The 16,095-nt window shown below is 67.9% G+C and carries 13 protein-coding genes, 1 tRNA gene and 2 pseudogenes; 5 read left to right on the top strand and 11 right to left on the bottom strand.

Going from position 1 to position 16,095, the window contains the following annotated elements; genetic code table 11:
* The first annotated feature begins 346 nt into the window (after positions 1-346).
* The gene (locus tag ACFY0T_RS39870) at positions 347-1,045 is read left to right on the top strand and encodes a hypothetical protein (protein WP_388882570.1); all 699 of its coding nucleotides are present in this window, start codon (positions 347-349) and stop codon (positions 1,043-1,045) included.
* 908 nt (positions 1,046-1,953) lie between these two features.
* Here the strand turns inward: ACFY0T_RS39870 and ACFY0T_RS39865 are convergent.
* Positions 1,954-2,490 (bottom strand): hypothetical protein, encoded by a 537-nt coding sequence (locus ACFY0T_RS39865; RefSeq protein WP_388882567.1) that lies wholly within the window; start codon positions 2,488-2,490, stop codon positions 1,954-1,956.
* Positions 2,491-3,161: 671 nt separating this feature from the next.
* On the opposite strand from ACFY0T_RS39865, the gene ACFY0T_RS39860 reads away from it, so the two are divergent.
* A complete protein-coding gene (locus ACFY0T_RS39860; RefSeq protein WP_388882564.1) occupies positions 3,162-3,809 on the top strand; it encodes a hypothetical protein in 648 nt (215 codons plus the stop codon).
* 303 nt (positions 3,810-4,112) lie between these two features.
* On the opposite strand, the gene ACFY0T_RS39855 is transcribed toward ACFY0T_RS39860, so the two are convergent.
* The 5 genes and pseudogenes from ACFY0T_RS39855 to ACFY0T_RS39835 all read right to left on the bottom strand — a co-directional run bounded on the left by ACFY0T_RS39855 (position 4,113) and on the right by ACFY0T_RS39835 (position 7,605).
* Positions 4,113-4,901 (bottom strand): hypothetical protein, encoded by a 789-nt coding sequence (locus ACFY0T_RS39855; RefSeq protein ID WP_388882561.1) that lies wholly within the window; start codon positions 4,899-4,901, stop codon positions 4,113-4,115.
* Positions 4,902-5,249: 348 nt separating this feature from the next.
* A complete protein-coding gene (locus ACFY0T_RS39850) occupies positions 5,250-5,747 on the bottom strand; it encodes a DUF1877 family protein (protein WP_388882558.1) in 498 nt (165 codons plus the stop codon).
* A gap of 476 nt (positions 5,748-6,223) precedes the next feature.
* Positions 6,224-6,361: pseudogene (locus ACFY0T_RS39845) on the bottom strand (ATP-binding protein); the annotation flags it as partial.
* A complete protein-coding gene (locus ACFY0T_RS39840; protein WP_388882555.1) occupies positions 6,313-6,765 on the bottom strand; it encodes a VOC family protein in 453 nt (150 codons plus the stop codon). The pseudogene ACFY0T_RS39845 and the gene ACFY0T_RS39840, both read right to left, overlap by 49 nt.
* 63 nt (positions 6,766-6,828) lie before the next feature.
* Positions 6,829-7,605 (bottom strand): transposase, encoded by a 777-nt coding sequence (locus ACFY0T_RS39835; protein ID WP_388882552.1) that lies wholly within the window; start codon positions 7,603-7,605, stop codon positions 6,829-6,831.
* On the opposite strand from ACFY0T_RS39835, the pseudogene ACFY0T_RS39830 reads away from it, so the two are divergent.
* Positions 7,515-7,935 (top strand): annotated as a pseudogene (locus ACFY0T_RS39830) (tyrosine-type recombinase/integrase); the annotation flags it as partial. The gene ACFY0T_RS39835 and the pseudogene ACFY0T_RS39830 overlap by 91 nt on opposite strands.
* Before the next feature lie 71 nt (positions 7,936-8,006).
* Here ACFY0T_RS39830 and ACFY0T_RS39825 read toward each other — a convergent pair.
* The 4 genes from ACFY0T_RS39825 to ACFY0T_RS39810 form a co-directional block, all read right to left on the bottom strand.
* Positions 8,007-8,079, bottom strand: a tRNA-Arg gene (locus ACFY0T_RS39825).
* A 462-nt stretch (positions 8,080-8,541) separates the two neighbouring features.
* Positions 8,542-9,162, bottom strand: coding sequence for a ScbR family autoregulator-binding transcription factor (locus ACFY0T_RS39820; protein WP_388882549.1), 621 nt, complete (start codon positions 9,160-9,162; stop codon positions 8,542-8,544).
* 158 nt (positions 9,163-9,320) lie between these two features.
* Positions 9,321-11,066, bottom strand: a complete 1,746-nt coding sequence (locus ACFY0T_RS39815; RefSeq protein ID WP_388882600.1) for an IclR family transcriptional regulator C-terminal domain-containing protein — start codon at positions 11,064-11,066, stop codon at positions 9,321-9,323.
* Positions 11,067-11,338: 272 nt separating this feature from the next.
* The gene (locus ACFY0T_RS39810; protein ID WP_388882546.1) at positions 11,339-12,616 is read right to left on the bottom strand and encodes a M6 family metalloprotease domain-containing protein; all 1,278 of its coding nucleotides are present in this window, start codon (positions 12,614-12,616) and stop codon (positions 11,339-11,341) included.
* Between the two features lie 352 nt (positions 12,617-12,968).
* On the opposite strand from ACFY0T_RS39810, the gene ACFY0T_RS39805 reads away from it, so the two are divergent.
* Together ACFY0T_RS39805 and ACFY0T_RS39800 are read left to right on the top strand one after the other, a co-directional pair.
* Positions 12,969-13,613 carry a TetR/AcrR family transcriptional regulator gene (locus ACFY0T_RS39805; protein WP_388882597.1) on the top strand — a complete coding sequence of 215 codons (645 nt, stop codon included), beginning with the start codon at positions 12,969-12,971 and terminating at the stop codon, positions 13,611-13,613.
* Positions 13,614-13,751: 138 nt separating this feature from the next.
* Entirely contained in the window at positions 13,752-15,299 is a 1,548-nt protein-coding gene (locus ACFY0T_RS39800) for an MFS transporter (RefSeq protein WP_388882543.1), read from the top strand.
* A 204-nt stretch (positions 15,300-15,503) separates the two neighbouring features.
* On the opposite strand, the gene ACFY0T_RS39795 is transcribed toward ACFY0T_RS39800, so the two are convergent.
* Complete coding sequence (locus tag ACFY0T_RS39795; protein ID WP_388882540.1) at positions 15,504-16,016, bottom strand: MarR family winged helix-turn-helix transcriptional regulator; 513 nt, start codon at positions 16,014-16,016, stop codon at positions 15,504-15,506.
* Positions 16,017-16,095: the final 79 nt, after the last annotated feature.

The following is a 16,095-nucleotide window of genomic DNA, read 5'->3' as shown; positions in this document are numbered from 1 at the left end:
CATCTCGAAGCGTGGAGGACGGCCGCGTCACGCATGCCCGGAAACGGGAGGCTTCAGCAGGTCGGATGACGTGCGAGGTTAAACATCAAGCTCAGGTCTCACGCGCATAAAACGTCACGCCGCCCGGAGGAAAAGCCTTGACTAGCCAATGACCAAAAAGTGGCGGCTGAAGTAACTCATGTACCCAGCCTCGGAATGGCCAATGAGCAAGGTACAGAGATAAATTATCTCGCCTACCTCAATTCCTCCTCAAGAGATCACCGGAACCTTCGCTACCGCCATGCCCCTGACATACGGTCAGTGTGTCCGACTGCCAAGAGAGCAGTCCCCACCGGATTGGCGTCTCGTGAATACGACAGCACGTCGCACGATGTTCATATCCTCGACAGCACTCCTCCTGTGCACGGCCCTGACAGGCCCGACATTTGCCGCGGATGAGACTCCGGTTCCTTCGCCGTCCGTATCTGCCCAGGCCGAAGACCCGGTCATCAACACCGCGCCTCCCGAGGAGCCCGAGGAGAACATCACCGAAGTTCCGGACGACACGATCAACGAGCCAACGGAAGATCCCACCTTCACGGGCAAGCCTCAGCCGGGCGATACGCCCAACCCTGCCGACTGCAGCCCTGCTCACGGCGTCTATCTCCCGACGAACCAGGGCAAGGAATACCACCAAGGTGTAGGTCCGACGAACTCGAACCGCAACAACACTTCCAGAACGGCGCGGTCGACTTTCACCTCGGAGGTGACCGGCGAGGTAGGCGTCGCGATCAGCGGCGAACTAGAGACCTCTGTCGGCGCGCTGATCGCCAAGGTCAAGGCCAAGTTCGGCGTCACCGTGTCAGCGAAACTCACGGCCAAACTTGGCAACACGATCTCCGTGGACACGCCGTCACACAAGACCACCCATGCCCGGTACGGAGTCTGGCGGCTCAAGCACACAGGCAAGAGCTACTGGGTGCACCAGAATTGCACGGCCACGCCATCGCACACCGTTGTCAGCTACTCCCCCTATCGAGTCGGCTGGTACCTGTGGGAAAGCTAGGGGTCCTCGCAGCGGCAGGTGGGCTAGCGGCGGTGGTCGCGTTGACTGGATGCACCAGCGACCAAGACGACACTGCGCGCCCTCCCCACGCGTCCTCTCCTCAGCCCACAGGAACAGCGACATCCCATCGGGCCGAGAGCGTTCCCGGAGAGACAGTGACCAAAGCCCCAGTCCTCCCAGAGGGAACGGTCGTCGCGCAGGCAGCAAACGCGAGCGGCAACCGAGAGGTGGAAATCCCAGGTGGAATCAAGGCCGGACCCCTGTCTGTCCTCGTGAACTGCCAGGGCAAGGGAACGCTGACCATCTCAGTGGAACCGGTCGGGCTGAGCTTTCCCCTTGACTGCGTGGAGGGAGAGGTCAGCAGCACCTTCAACCGACTGAACCTGAAGCGCACTCGCGAGCAGGCAACAGTAAGCGTCACCGCTCCATCCCGAGTCCGCTGGGCACTCACCGTGGGAACATAGGCAAATGGAGCCCGGCAATCACACCAATGCCGGGCTCCATTCCACAGACGTCGGTCACACCGAATGCTCCCTGACAATCAGCAGCAGAGTTTCACTGGGCTACGCCCCGAAAGGCAGGCGCCGCCGACCGAAGGCCCGATGGCAACGCCACCAGCAGACAGTCGCGGGCTCGGGGGCGCCGGACCCGCCGTACGGGCACTTGTCAAGCCCGAACCGGGCTCAACGAAGTTGCAGGCCGCAGACCCCACCCCCCTCATTCGCCTGGCCAACACGCTTTCCAACTGTGTTGGTGGGGTGGTGGGCTGTGTGCAGGGGCGTTCACCTGCGTTCATGGGCGACTGGCTGCCGGGGCGGGGGCGGGTTCGGCTCTCGCTTGAACGGCAGTGAACGAGGCTGAATGAGACGGAAACTGAGACGGCCTGGGCCGAGGCACCGTAGCTCCCTCTACGCGAAGGGATCGTCGCAGTACTCGGCGAGCAGAGCGATGGTGCCAGCGCTCGCTGGGGTGGCGACGGCGTCCAACTGCTCTTTGAACGTCGCTATGTCATCGGTCAGAGCCAGCTCCGCCGCATCCGCTGCGCTCTCCGCCTCTGTCTGCGCTCTCAAGCCGCCTTCGCGGTCCAACTCCTTGGCCGCCTGGCACGCGGTTTCTCTGTTCGGCTTGCCGCTACTGCCGGTCTCAAGCCCGCATACCGCTTCGGAGACGCTCTCTAGGCCTTGAGCCTGCTTCACGATCTTTGCCGCTGCAGTCAGGGTTTCGTCGCTCAAGGACACTGCGGTCACCAAGAGCTCACCAGACTTGGACAACGCTTCGTCGGCCTGGGCAGACGCCTCGCACGATGGGACGGTGGGGGACGGGTGCGCGGAGCTGCTGACCGGCGCCGGAGTGGTCTCGGCAGATGATGTGTGGGATGACGGCGCAGGTGAGCAGCCTGCAGTGCAGATGCCGACCACCAGCACGACTATGACGAAGCGATGCACGGCTCACTCCCGGAGCAGGTGTGGAAGTCGGCTGAGCATAAGGCCCCATGCAAGACCTACTCGTCAGCGAGAACGTCTGGCTCTTAGCTTGGGAAGCTTGGGTTATCCAGGGCGGAACCGGCTGCTGACCTGTGGCGGAGGGCCGACGGCACAAGGCCGGCCGCCGACGGACTACCCGCTGTTCCCCGTGGTTCCCGCAGGATCTGGCACGCGTCTGGCACGCCTCCGCGGGCGTTGGCGGGTGCTGCAAGGTCGTTGTCAGTGGCAAGTTAGCTTCGGGATCAGGTATGAGCCGGTTCGCTGTTCTCGCTGGGACACGGCCGCCAGGGGGCCGGAAAGGGTCACTGGATCTACTGAGCCCGGGGACGCCGAATGGCTCCGCACCCACCCCCCACCACCTTCCGATCCGTAGCTCTACTGAGCAGCCGGCTGCAGGTCGGGCGTGGAGGGCGGTCCTTGTCAGTCCATCCGCCCGGAGGCGGTCGGATTGTGCACGGACCACGTCCGACGGTCAAGTCCCGTGTTCTCCCGCCACGCGATGCAGTGGCATGACGCGGTTCGAGGCGCCGGGCCTAATGGACACATGCGCTCCACGGCCCGAGACCCGTGAATCGCACGTCTTGAGACGACCCTTTGTTTACTTCCCCCGCTTTCGCCGGATGTGATTCCCCATGACTTCTCGTTCGCAGTTCCAGCGCCTGCTGCTCACCGCTTCGTCCGCCGTGGTCGCCGTAGGGGCCCTGCTGCCCAGCAGTGCGTTCGCCGCCACGGCGGCGCCGCAGACCGGCATGGTCACCGAGGTTGCCGCCGCTCATGGCAGTCCCGGTCCGTTCGGCAGTGCCGCTTCCGCCGCACGGTGGGTGGACGTCACCGACGCCGAGAGCGGAATCCGGATCCAGCTTCCCGGAAAATCCGACGTCCTGCGCTTCACCGAGGCCAAGGATGGTGTGGATGGTCGCTTTTACATGGTGAAAACGGATTACGGGATCGTCGCATTCGCGGTGGTGGACGCTCCTGGTACCGCTCCGACACTCGACGACGAATTGAAGAGCTTCCTGGACGGCTTCAACAGATCGTCTGGCGACAAGCTCACCAGTACCGGCCTCCACAAGTCTACGATCGATGGTCGGCCAGCCCTCGATGCGCATCTGAAGAGCAGCCAGGGCCTGGTCGGTGCCACTCGCATCATCGACGACGGCGAGCATGCAGTTCAAATGGCGACCATCGGCCCCAAGAAGAATGCAAAGCCCTTGGACGAGATGCACCAGCGGCTTCTGTCCACCCTCCGCATGCCGCCCACCAGCGCCAGGGTGACCTGAGAAGCACCTGATGCCGTCCGACGCCCGGTAACCCCAGGGGCCGGATTCACCAAGCGGACCAGGCCCTGAATCCGGTGTTCCCGGCAGGATTCGCACCTGCGACACCCGCTTTAGGAGCGAGCGGGGACGAACTCACCCCGACCTGCTGCTCGCCGTCCCCGGCGGCAGCTGGCCGTGTTTCCTGCCAGCCGCCGGAGTTCCCCGTGGCTCCCCGCCGAATCTGGGCGCGGTTGTGGCACGGGGACTTTTGATCAGTGGCGCCAGGCCGCGTCCGGCGGTTCGTTCAGCGATGGCAAGCCTGCGTCAGTGCAGATCTACTTGGAAAGGATGACGGTGGTCGACAGGGCAGGCGAAGATCCGCAGGTCGCCCCACCGCCCTACGATGACTCCCGTCTCAGCGTCGCTGGCCACGGTGAACAGCAGCGTCATCTCCGTGTCGCACGTGCGGCAATGGAAGACCATGGGATGCGTCAGGTGCCAGGTCGGCCAGCCACCGAGTTTCCATCCCACGACACGAGTGATCACATCGTCGCCGTCACCGGTCTTGTTGACCAACTCTTCCAACGCCGGGCGGAGCTCCGAGGGAAGCTCCTCCCGGAAGGGGAAATCGGTCAGCGCCTCACCGGTGACGATGCACGGCTCGGGCAGATAACCATCCTCAGCGTGACGTGAAGGCGATGGCGGGGCCACCAGTCTGCTGTCCACGTCAGCGGCTCGACGCCACCGCAACTCCACGACGGGGCTCACATCGGCCTGTTGAGCGAGGGGATCCCAGTGCTCGTTGGGACACCACAGAATTTGCAAGAGATCGGCGTCAGCGGGCCACCACGGCCCCGGCACGTCCCGCTCGAAGACCTGGACCACCGACACCATGGCAGTAGCAGGCAGGCCGACGGGGTTCACTTCGTCGGGCAAGGAGCACACAGGCCACGGTTCGTCATTCGGCCAGAGCAGCGGGCCACCGATCGAACTGTCCCCAGGATTCGGCTCCCCCCGTTCGGGGCGAAGCACGACGGCGTCTCGTGCAAAAGGCGCGAGGTCCGGCAGAGCATCGAGTATCGCTTCGGTCGAAGGTCTCAGCGGGTGCGCCATCGCGCCTCCTCCTCGGCTGGCCACAGATCGCTCGTAACGTACAGGCCAGAGGTGACAGAGCACGCGAGGTCGGTGGCGTCTCAACGGCCAAGGCAAACCAGAGGCCCTCTTCCGCCAGGCTGAGCCCCCTGGCCGGCCGCAGGACTTGAATCTGTGGCCTCATCCTCATCAGGTCGATCACGGGGGACTGCCGATGTCGATCAACCGGCTCTGCGCCTCGATGGATCGTCCACTGAGGTCCGGCCTTGACCGTCGCTGTTCGCCCGTGTTGGTGTCAGCCGCTGATGTCAGCCAACCGTGCAGGTCGCAGTTATCAACGAATGGTTGTGACCGGCACGTGACCACGCCTCAAGCCCACACTGCCTTGACTACGGCGTGGCCCACTGCAGCCGCCCGCCCGTAGAACCCTAGGAGGTCCCTGTGATGGTCGAGGAACTCCTGCCTGTCCTGCGCCTCGTCTCGGCCGTAGTAGCGAAGCTTGGCACTGGCGACGTTCCACAGCTCATCGAAAGAGACACTCGCGAGGAAGTTTGCGGCCTGTGACACCCCGGGTGGCTCCAGAATCATCAAGGGCGGGTTGGAGGGGTCGGCTTCGGCGCTGTGTGCCACGGGGCGGCCGCCGTAAATCGGCAGCGTCCACAGCTTGTCGGCGTCTGCTTCGAGGGCATCGGCAGCGGCGTAGAGGTCATTGACGTCGTCCCAGACCTTGTCGATCGAGTCAGCGATACCCGCTGCGTACTCGTCGGGGTGGTTGTCCCAAGCCGTCCACATGAACGCCGCAAGCCAGGTGTGGTCGTCCCGGATCTCGGACTGCGCGACGGCGCGAAGGTGTAGGTGGATGCTCACGGCGACGAGTCCTTCTGTCCGTTCGGCCCGCCTTTCGGGCCGAACGGACAGAACTTATCCGACGGCACTGACGGCGAGACGTCGCGTCTCCTGGCGCGGAATCCCAGGCGCTGTCAAGGCGCCCTGCGGCACCCGAGCGCCGTGTGTCATCGAGATCGACCACTGCGGGCAAACCATCCGAGCTGGCCTGCTCCTTTGCTGGGGGAAGTGATGGAGTAGGGCCACCGACTACAGGGCGGCGGAGTCTCAACAAGATGCCCCCCTGTCGCTCCGGAGACGCTTGCCGATCCCTGGCGCATGCGCTGGCGAGGACGCGCCAGGCGTGATCTACAGTCCCTGCACGTGACGCGGATAGATACGACTCTCGCCCTCATTGCCCGCCGACGCCTCCGGCGCGTTTCGGCTTGGAAACGAGGTGTCCTGAGCGTGTCTGCGGCCCTCGGCGGGGTGGCCGTGGGTGATTGGGTGGCGGTCGCGAACAGCGTGCGCTGCCCGGCGAGGCAGGCGCGGATCCCGAGCGCGACGGCGAGGTGGGTCTTGCCGGTGCCGGGTGGGCCGAGCAGGATCACGTTCTCGCGGGCGTGGAGGAAGTCGAGCTGTCCGAGGTGCTCGACGGATCCATCCACATGACCTGCCAGCCGTGGCCGTCGAGGTCGAAGAAGCTGCGTGAGTACATGAAGCCGTGGTCCTCGGGGCCATCCGCCTCGGAGCCACCCGCGGCGAGCGCAGCCTCAGCGACCGTGTCAACCTCATCGCGGGCCGACACGCTGAAGCAGTAGAGCGCCAGCGTGTGCGTGGTGGGATCGGCCATCGGCAGCTTCGCGAACTGCGCGAACGTCTCGTGGCTGAGCAGCATGACGGAGGCTTGCTCGCCGACCAGCATGCAGGCGGCGGTCTCGTCGGTGAACATCGGGTTGTAGCTGAACCCGAGCCGCGCGAAGAAGGCCTTGCTGCGCTTGATGTCCGCCACGGGGATGTTCACGAACAGCATGCGGCCGGCGTGTGCGGGAGTGGTCATGGTGGGTCTCCAGTCCGAGGTTCGATGGTGTACGCCGGGGTAGACCGGCCCAGCCTGCGGAACTCATCGGTGGATTTCGGAACTCGCATCGAGCGACAGGCCGAAGCCGGGGGGAGAGATTTCCTGCACGACGCCGTCGGGGCTCTGGGAGCGCAACAGCGGCCGGTGATCGCGTTGGAGGATCTTGGCTTCGAACAGGCTGGTCTCGCTGTTCCAGCGTTCCGCATAGGCCGCGGCGACTTGCTGGGCCGGGGCTTCGTCAGGGTCCAGCAGGCTGGTGATCACGCGCAGTGGGCGGGTGCGGGGCGGTCCGTGTTGGGGGGCGGCGGTGATGTCCGCGTCCACGACCCGCACCGCGGCGCCGTGCGGATGGCCCGGGGGCATGCGCCGGTTGCAGAACCGGGAGGCGGCCTGGCGCTGGCTGGAGGCCCGGTCCGGGACACAGGACAGGAAGCTTCCGTCTTCCAGCTCGCGCAGGTGGGGCAGCCAGTGGTGGGCATGGGCCCGGACGATGAAGTCGGCGCCGCAGGCGGTGATCCGGGCGAGGATGTCGTGGCCGTGGAAGGCCCGGTCCATCAGTACGAGTTGCCCGCCGGACAGCATCGGGGCCGTGGCCAGGTGTTTGGCCAGGGTGACTTCGTTGTCCCGGCGCGGGCCGAAGCGGGCGCCGAGGATGCCGCGGGTTCCGCAGGCGATCAGCCGGACGAGTTTGACCTGGGGGCGGTGGCCGGGTTTGTGGCTGCCGCCCGGAGACGGAGAGCCGTCGTCGTCGCGTCGTTCCGCTGCCCGCGCTCTGCATCGCCCCGCTGCGCTGGCACCGGATGCGGCAGTCGGCCGCACGCGCCAAGGCGGGGGAGCAGTGGCACGAGTCGGGCTACGTCTTCACCACCCGCACCGGTCGCCAGGTCGAGCCGCGGAACGTGTACCGCTCCTTCACCCGCATCGCCGACTCCGCAGGCATCCGAGTCGTCCTGGCTGCACGACGCCCGGCACGGCACCGCCACCCTCCTCACGGCGGCCGGAGTCGCGCCCCGCGTCGTGATGGAGATCCTTGGGCACAGCCAGATCAGCATCACCATGGACGTCTATACGCACGTCGTGCAGGACACACAGCGCGAGGCCATGAGCCACATGGACCGGCTGCTCAGGAAGCGCTCCGGTCGTCACTGACCGTGCTCGTTGATGTCAATCGTGGATGTCAAAGGCCCCGGACCATGATCGGTCCGGGGCCTTTGCCCTTGTGCCCCCGGCAGGATTCGAACCTGCGACACCCGCTTTAGGAGAGCGGTGCTCTATCCCCTGAGCTACGAAGGCGTGCGGATCCCGGTGGGATCCGGTGGCTAGCCTAGCGGATGCGGGACGGAGGCTGGGAGAGTTCCGGTTTGCGCAGGTGGGGTGGGGGAGGGGTGGATTAGGAGAGGGCGTGGGGGATGCGGGTTTGGAGGCCGTCGAGGACTCGGGCCAGGCCGTAGGCGAAGTTGGCTTCGCGGGTGGCGCGGGGGTCCGGGCAACCGCCTGGGTGCCGGCGCGGCCTCCCCACCACCGAGGTCGACCAAAGGCCCCGGACCATGATCTCGACCAGGCGGCCTCGCTGGTGGCCATGCCGATGACGTAGGCGACGAGGGTCGAGGCCGCCTGGTGTACGCATCGATTGGGATGGAGGGGTTGTGGCGGGGGACGTCAGGTGGAGTTCTGGACGATACGGGGTGCGTGTACTTCGGGGTGCGGGTCGCGCTGAAGGTGGCGTAGCCGCGAAGACTTCAGTCGCGTACGGCGTCACCGCGCCGAAAGTGCCGGCCGCACCACTCGCAGCATCCGGGTCAGCAGCTGATCGGCCGTCTCGCGCGAGGTGAACCGGCCGTGGCCGAGGGCGAGTTCGGTATGGGGGGTATGGGTCATGGTCGTGGTGCCGATGATCAGGGACAGCATGAGGGCGGCGGCCGGTTGGGCGTCGACGCCGGGCAGCAGCGAGCCGTCGGCCTGAGCCCGGCGAAGGGTCGGGTGGAGGGCACCGAGCCAGGCCACGTGGCAGTGCAGCGACGGGTCGTTCGGGGTGTCGATCTCCTGGGCGAGACGGGCGCCCGCGCGGACGACGACGTCGGTTTCGAGGCGTCGTACGAGGGTGTGGGCCATGTCGACCGCGATCTCGAAGGCCGGTCCCGGGCGCTCCGCCAGCTCCGCGAGGGCGGCGCCCGACGCGGTGCAGGCCTCGGCCTGGACGGCGCGGGCGAGATCGGACTTGGCCGCGAAGTGGAAGGACAGCGCGCCCTTGGTGACCTGGGCGCGTTCGCTGATCACCAGCAGGGTGGCGCGCTCGTAGCCGACCTGGTCGAACACGGTGGAGGCGGCTCGGATCAGGTTGCCCCTGGTGCGCCCGGACCTCTCCTGCTTCACCACGCCGCAACCACTGCAACCACCGCAACCACCCTGATACTCCTAGTCACTTGGCCGCCAGTTGATCTGCCGCAAGCGACGCTAGGAATCATCGCTCCGGTTCGTCAACGGGGCCTTGCGCCGGAGATCACCGTACCAACTGCCCACGGGCAGAAGGGATTTCAGCCGCGCGGTACGCGCCGGAAGCGGCCCGCGACGCGCAGATCCGCCTCGATGCGGCCGGCCATCGCGTGGAGTTCGGGCAGCACGTCGCGGACGCACTCCTCGCGGGTGCGGCGGCTGCTGTGCATGGCGACGTTCACCGCGGCGACGACCCGCCCGTCGCGCCCCCGCACCGGCACGGCGATGGACCGCAGCCCCTCCTCCAACTCCTCGTCGACCAGGGCGTATCCGGCATCCCGTACGTGGTCCAGTTCGGCCCTGAGCTTCTCCGGGTCGGTGAGGGTGTGCGGGGTCAGCGGGAGCAGCTCGGGAAGCGGGGGCTCCGGCAGATCGGCCAGTATCACGCGGCCCAGCGAGGTCGCGTACGCGGGCAGCCGGGTGCCGACGGTGATGTTGACGCTCATGATGCGGCTGGTGGCGACGCGGCCCGTGTAGTGGATCTCGTCGCCGCTCAGGATCGCGAGCGACACCGAGTCGTGCAGCCGCTGCGAGAGTTCGGTCAGGTGCGGGGCCGCGATCTCGGGGAGGGAGGTCCGCGACAGCGGGGGGAAGCCGAGGCCCAGGACGCGCGGCGTGAGCAGGAAGACGCGGTCGTGCGTGGTGACGTATCCGAGGTGCTCCAGGGTGATCAGGGCGCGCCGGGCCGTCGCGCGGGCGAGCCCCGTGGCCCGGGCGACCTCCGTGAGGGTGAGTTCGGCGCGGCCCTCGCCGAAGGCGGTGATCACGGTCAGCCCGCGGGCCAGCGACTCGATGAACTCCCGTCCCAGCTCCTGCTTGGAGGCGCTGGTCCAGGTGGCGAGCCCGGATGCGGCCTCCGGTGCGGCCGGCGGCGCCTGACGCAACTCACGCTCCATCGCGGCGACAGCCGTCCGCAGCCGCGGCAGCAGCGTGTCGCGCAGGTCGGCCGCGGTGTGCCGGCTGGTGTGACTCACCACGCTCACCACACACGCGATGCGCCCCGCCTCCCGCACCGGCATGGCGACGGCGACGAGGCCCGGCTCGATCAGCTGATCGTCCAGCGCCCACCCGGCCTTCCGCGCCTCGGCCGCACGCTGTTCGAAGTCGTCGCCGACGGTGGGGAGCTGGGCCGGTGCGGCTGACGTGGAGTCGGCCGCGTCACCGCCCCCGTACGGTCGGCTCCGCGCCGGTACGGCGGGAAACCCGCGGTCCTCCGGATCGGCTGCCCGGCGTTCGCGCCAGCGCGCCCAGTCCTCCGCGCCCCATTCGGTGGCGAACAGCGGTCCCGGCGCGGTGCGTTCGGCGGGGAGCAGGTCGCCGATGCGGAAGCTCAGGGACATGGCGCGGCGCCGGGTCGCCTGGTGGATGAAGCGGATGCCGTCCCGGTCGCCGACGGCCAGGGACACCGACTCGTCCAGCGCGTCGGCGAGCGCGTCGGCGTGCGCGTCGAGGAGGCGGGGGAGTCGCAGGGCGGCCAGGTAGGCGTTGCCGAGTTCCATGAGCCGGGGGGCCAGTACGGCGTCCCGGCCGTCGAGGCGTACGTACCCCATGCGCGCGAGGGTCGCCGTGATCCGGTCGACGGTGGAACGCGCGAGCCCGGTGGCCCGTTCGAGCCCACTCAGGCTGGACACCCCGTCGGCCTCGGTCAGCCGCCGCAGCACGGCGATCCCGCGGATGAGGGGAGTGACGGCCTCGGCGGGCACGGCGGGTAGGGCCTCGGACCCGTGTCCCGCGGGTCGGTTCTCGGACCCGTGTCCCGCGGGTTCGTTCTCGGATCCGCGTCCCATGGGCCCGTTCTCGGACCCGGCGGCCTGCGGCGCGACGTTCGATGGCATGGGCTCTCCGTTGCGGCTCTCCGCAGAGACACCGTGGTGCGGACCTCAGAAGAGACGGATCTCAGAAGAGACGGATCTCAGAGATGGATCTCAAAAGAGGCGGATCTCAGAGATGGATCTCAGAAGAGACACCGTAATGCTTGCCCGGCCACTCCAGCAGGTCAGCAATGCCTGCACGGGCACTCGAGGCAGGCAGCGCGGGTCAGCAGCGCACCCGCTGAGCCTCAGCGCCTCGTCACAGACACCCGGTAGTTCCCCGCGAGGTCCGCCCCGGTGACCTCGACCTCGACGCCCGTCCGCGGGTCCTTGAAGGACTCGCCGGGCACGAAGGGCGCGTCGGAGAGTTCGGCGTGCACGTTGGGGGAGCGGGTGCAGCCGCCGCTGTCGCGCTGGGAGTCGTACACGGTGATGGGCCCGTTCCCGGTGTCGACGTCCGCGTCGACCTTGTAGATGAGGATGCCGGGACGGCAGACCGCGGAGTCGTTGCCCGCGCGGGTGCGCAGTTCGAGGGCGAACCCGGTCTTGGTGCTGGTGGGCACGAAGACGAGCTTGGTGCCGCCGGGCCGGGCCAGCGGGGTGAGCGTGTACTGCGTGGTGCCGGGCGCGGCGGCGCAGCGGACCTGGGAGTCGTCGAGCCAGCCGAGCTTCCATTTGTGCCAGCCGAGCAGATCGTTGTCGGCCCCCCAGTCCTCGCTCATGATGTCCCAGTGGCCGACCGCGCCTCCGCCGTCCTGGGTGTAGAGGTCGGGCAGGCCGAAGGTGTGGCTGTTCTCGTGGGGAAGGACCCGATAGCCGGTCTTGCCGTAGGAGCCGGAGCCGTCGTCCTGGCGGCTGTAGACGAAGGACGCGTTGGCGACCGGGACGCCGTCGGCGACCGGCGCCTCCGCGTTGCCGGCGAAGGTCACGGACAGCACCGTGTCCAGTGCGGAGGGCCCGGCGTTCGGCGTCACCAGGATGTTCATGATGTCGTACGAGTCGAAGTCGACGGTCGGGTCGGCGGCGGCCACGATGTCCTGGACGAGATCGCGGTATCCGGGGTCGAAGGGCGCGCCGCGCTCTATGCCGTACGCCTTGAACGGCTTGGGCATCCGCAGCCAGTGCGGGATGGGGGTCGCGGGGCGGTAGTCGAGGCGGCCGTACGAGCTGGTGCGGAACCACCGCCGGGTCTCCGGGAAGAACTCGCCGTAGCGGTCGAGCGCGCTGCCCTTTCCGGGCGCGTCGGAGAAGTCGACCATCAGCGTGAGGGCCCGGACGGTGCCGGTGGAGCGGGCGTAGCCGGGCGCGGTCGGGATGCCTTCCCCCATCTGTACGCCCGTCGAGCCGTTGATCATGCAGGGACCGAGCGCCGTGGAGCGGGCCAGCGCGATGGAGCCCGCCGTGGCAGAGCCCGCCGTGAGGTGCCCGGTGCCGGCGGAGGTGCTGACCGCCAGCGTCAGAACGGTCACCGTGGCGAGCGCGGCCACGCGGCGCGGGCGTATCCGGCGGCGGCTGGTCGGCTGCATGCGGGGCCCTTCGCTCCATGGCAGCCGCCGGTCTCCGGCTGCACCCTTGCGATCACCCTGTGTCGACGGCGTGTCGGGCGCGCGCTGGAGGAGCCCGATCGTGGGTTTCTCGCCGGGAGAGGCGCCACGAGCGGCCGACGAGCGGCCGACGAGCGGCGCCACGAGCAGCGCTATGCGCGGTCCACGAGCGGCCCACAAAACGCCCCGATGGGAATGTGACGCGGGTCACTCGAAAGTTTTCGGTGGGCGGGAAATAACCGGGGAGCGTTTCCCCGTTTAGCCATACGTCCGCGCGAAACGGGGAGCGAATCCCCGGATCGCATCAGGCTTGAAGAACTTCGAGGAGTACACCGTGGAGACCGCCACCCCCGTGCGGCGCCGAGAGGTCCGGCCGCGCGCCGATGCCCTGCGCAACCGGGAGCGGATCGTCGCCGCGGCCCGCGAGATGTTCGTCGAGTTCGGCCCCGAGGTGCCGTTCGACGAGATCGCCCGCCGGGCCGGGGTCGGCAACGCCACGGTGTACCGCAACTTCCCCGACCGCGACGCCCTGACGCGGGAGGTCGTGTGCTCGGTCATGGACCGCACGTCGGAGTCGGTCGAGGAGGCGATCGCCAGGGGTGGCGACGCTTTCGAGGCGCTGAGCGAGTTCGTGCACTTCGCCGCCGACGAGCGGATCGGCGCGCTGTGCCCGATGCTCTCCAAGACCTTCGACCAGAACCATCCCGACCTGGTCGCCGCGCGCGACCGGATCACCGCTCTGATCGAGCAGCTGATGGCCCACGCCCGCGAGGCCGGGCAGCTGCGCCCCGACGTCGAGTTCGGCGACCTGATGATCGCCGTCAGCCAGCTCACCAGGCCGCTGCCCGGCACCGCGTGCCAGGGCATCGACCGCTTCGTACACCGTCATCTGCAGCTGTTCCTGGACGGGATGCGGGCCCCGGCCCGCTCCGAACTGCCCGGAGTGGCCGCCACCGTGGAGGACATGCAACGAGCGTGACCCGAACCGACTACGCGACCGATTAGTTCAGCGCACCACGCCAGTCAGAACTCGCACAAAGCTTCCGGCCGTCGCCGATGACGAGCCGTCCGTTCTCCTCATCCTTTTTCGCCACGAAGTACCGAAGTGGGTACCCCCATGTCTGAAACAGCCAAGGCCCCCGCGAAGGCGGCACAGGCCGACGCCCATTCCAATCGCTGGAAAGCGCTCACCTTCATCGCGCTCGCCCAGCTGATGGTCGTCCTCGACGCGACCATCGTGAACATCGCCCTTCCGTCCGCCCAGCAGGACCTGGGGATATCGGACGGCAACCGGCAGTGGGTCGTCACGGCCTACGCCCTCGCCTTCGGTGGTCTGCTGCTCTTCGGCGGCCGGATCGCCGACCTGTGGGGCCGCAAGCGCGCCTTTGTCGCCGGTCTGGTCGGCTTCGCCGGCGCGTCCGCCCTCGGCGGCGCGGCCACGAACGAGGCGATGATGTTCGGCGCCCGCGCCCTGCAGGGTGCGTTCGGCGCGCTGCTCGCGCCCGCCGCGCTCTCGCTGCTCGCCGTGATGTTCACGGAGCCCAAGGAGCGCGCCAAGGCGTTCGGCATCTACGGCGCGATCGCCGGTGGTGGCGGCGCCGTGGGCTTCATCCTCGGCGGCATCCTCACCGAATACCTCGACTGGCGCTGGACGTTCTTCGTGAACATCCCGTTCGCGGTCGTCGCCGCGGCCGGCGCGTACTTCGTCATCCGTGAGCCGGAGGGCGGCCGCAACCGTTCGCCGCTCGACATCCCGGGTGTCGTCCTGTCCACCCTCGGTCTGGTCTCGCTCGTCTACGGCTTCACGCGTGCCGAGTCCGACGGCTGGGGCGACTCGACGACGGTCGGCCTGTTCATCGCCTCGGCGGTCCTGCTCGCGGCGTTCGTCCTGACCGAGTCCAAGGTCAAGGCCCCGCTGCTGCCGCTGCGCGTCATCACCGAGCGCAACCGCGGAGGCGTCTACCTCTCCCTCGGCCTCGCGATCATCGCGATGTTCGGCCTGTTCCTCTTCCTGACCTACTACCTGCAGATCGTGAAGGGCTACTCGCCGGTCAAGACCGGCTTCGCCTTCCTGCCGATGATCGGCGGCATGATGGTGGGCTCCACGCAGATCGGCACGCGGCTGATGACCCGGGTCGCGCCGCGCCTGCTGATGGGCCCGGGCTTCCTGGTCGCCGCGGTCGGCATGCTGCTGCTGACCCAGCTGGAGATCGGCTCCTCGTACGCCAGTGTGATCCTGCCGTCGATGGTGCTGCTCGGCCTCGGCATGGGTACGGCGTTCATGCCCGCCATGTCCCTGGCCACACAGGGCGTCGAGCCGCGTGACGCGGGTGTTGCCTCCGCGATGGTCAACACCTCGCAGCAGGTGGGCGGCGCGATCGGTACGGCCCTGCTGAACACGATCGCCGCCTCGGCGACGACCTCGTACATCAAGGACCACATCGGCGGCGCCGCCTCCAAGTCCCAGCAGCAGCTGGTTCAGCTGGAGGGCCAGGTGCACGGCTACACCAACGCGATCTGGTTCGCCGTCGGCATCCTTGTGATCGCCGCGACGATCGCCGTGACCTTCATCAACACCGGTCGCCCGGACGTCACTTCGGTCTCCGACGCGGGTGCGGGCGACGGCATCGAGGACGAGGTGAAGGTGCCGGTGATCGCCCACTGATCACCCGTACCACCGGTACCACCGGTACTTCGGGCACTTCGCGTACGGACGCGGGGTGGGGACGCCTCGTCCGTACGCATCCCAGGGTCTGCCCCGGCTCCGAGCTCATCGGAGCCGGGGCAGACCCGCGTCCGGGGCCGTCTGCAGCAGACCCGTGTCCAAGTCCAGCTGCCGGTCTGAGCGAGAGCTCCCCACGAGAGAGCTCTAGCGCAGCCAGGGCAGGTCGGCGGCCGCGTCCTTCGGCTGGAGCCCCTCGGCGATGATCCGCATGGCGTCGCCGAGGGCGTTCTGCTGGTCCGGGGTGAGGCGGTCGAAGAACGCCTGGCGTACGGCGGCCACGTGGCCCGGCGCGGTCCGGCGCAGCACCTCGTAGCCCTCGTCCGTCAGGACCGCGAACTGTCCCCGCTTGTCGGAGGGGCAGTCCTCGCGGCGCACCCAGCCGTTCTTCTCCAGGCGCGCGATGGCGTGCGAGAGGCGGGAGCGGGTGATCTTCGCGTTCATGGCCAGCTCGGTCATCCGCAGCCGTCGGCGCGGCGCCTCGCCGAGCTGCACGAGCAGCCCGTAGTAGACGTGCGGCATGCCCGCGTCGCGCTGGAGCTGGCGGTCGAGATGGTCCTCGAGGAGGGTGGAGGCGTGCATGTACGCACGCCAGGTGCGCTGTTCCTCGTCACTGAGCCAGCGCGGCTCTTCAGCGGGTGCCGTGTTCATGTACTCCACTCTACGAGCCCCTTCTTGAATATTAAACAAATGCACGCTAAGCTCCGCGGCAGAGCTTTAAACTTCAAGTATCGCCTCG

Origin of the sequence: Streptomyces sp. NPDC001530 (assembly GCF_042894545.1) — a bacterium.
Lineage (GTDB): Bacteria > Actinomycetota > Actinomycetes > Streptomycetales > Streptomycetaceae > Streptomyces.
Note: the sequence above shows the minus strand (reverse complement) of the source record. Positions and strands in the feature narration are given on the sequence as shown.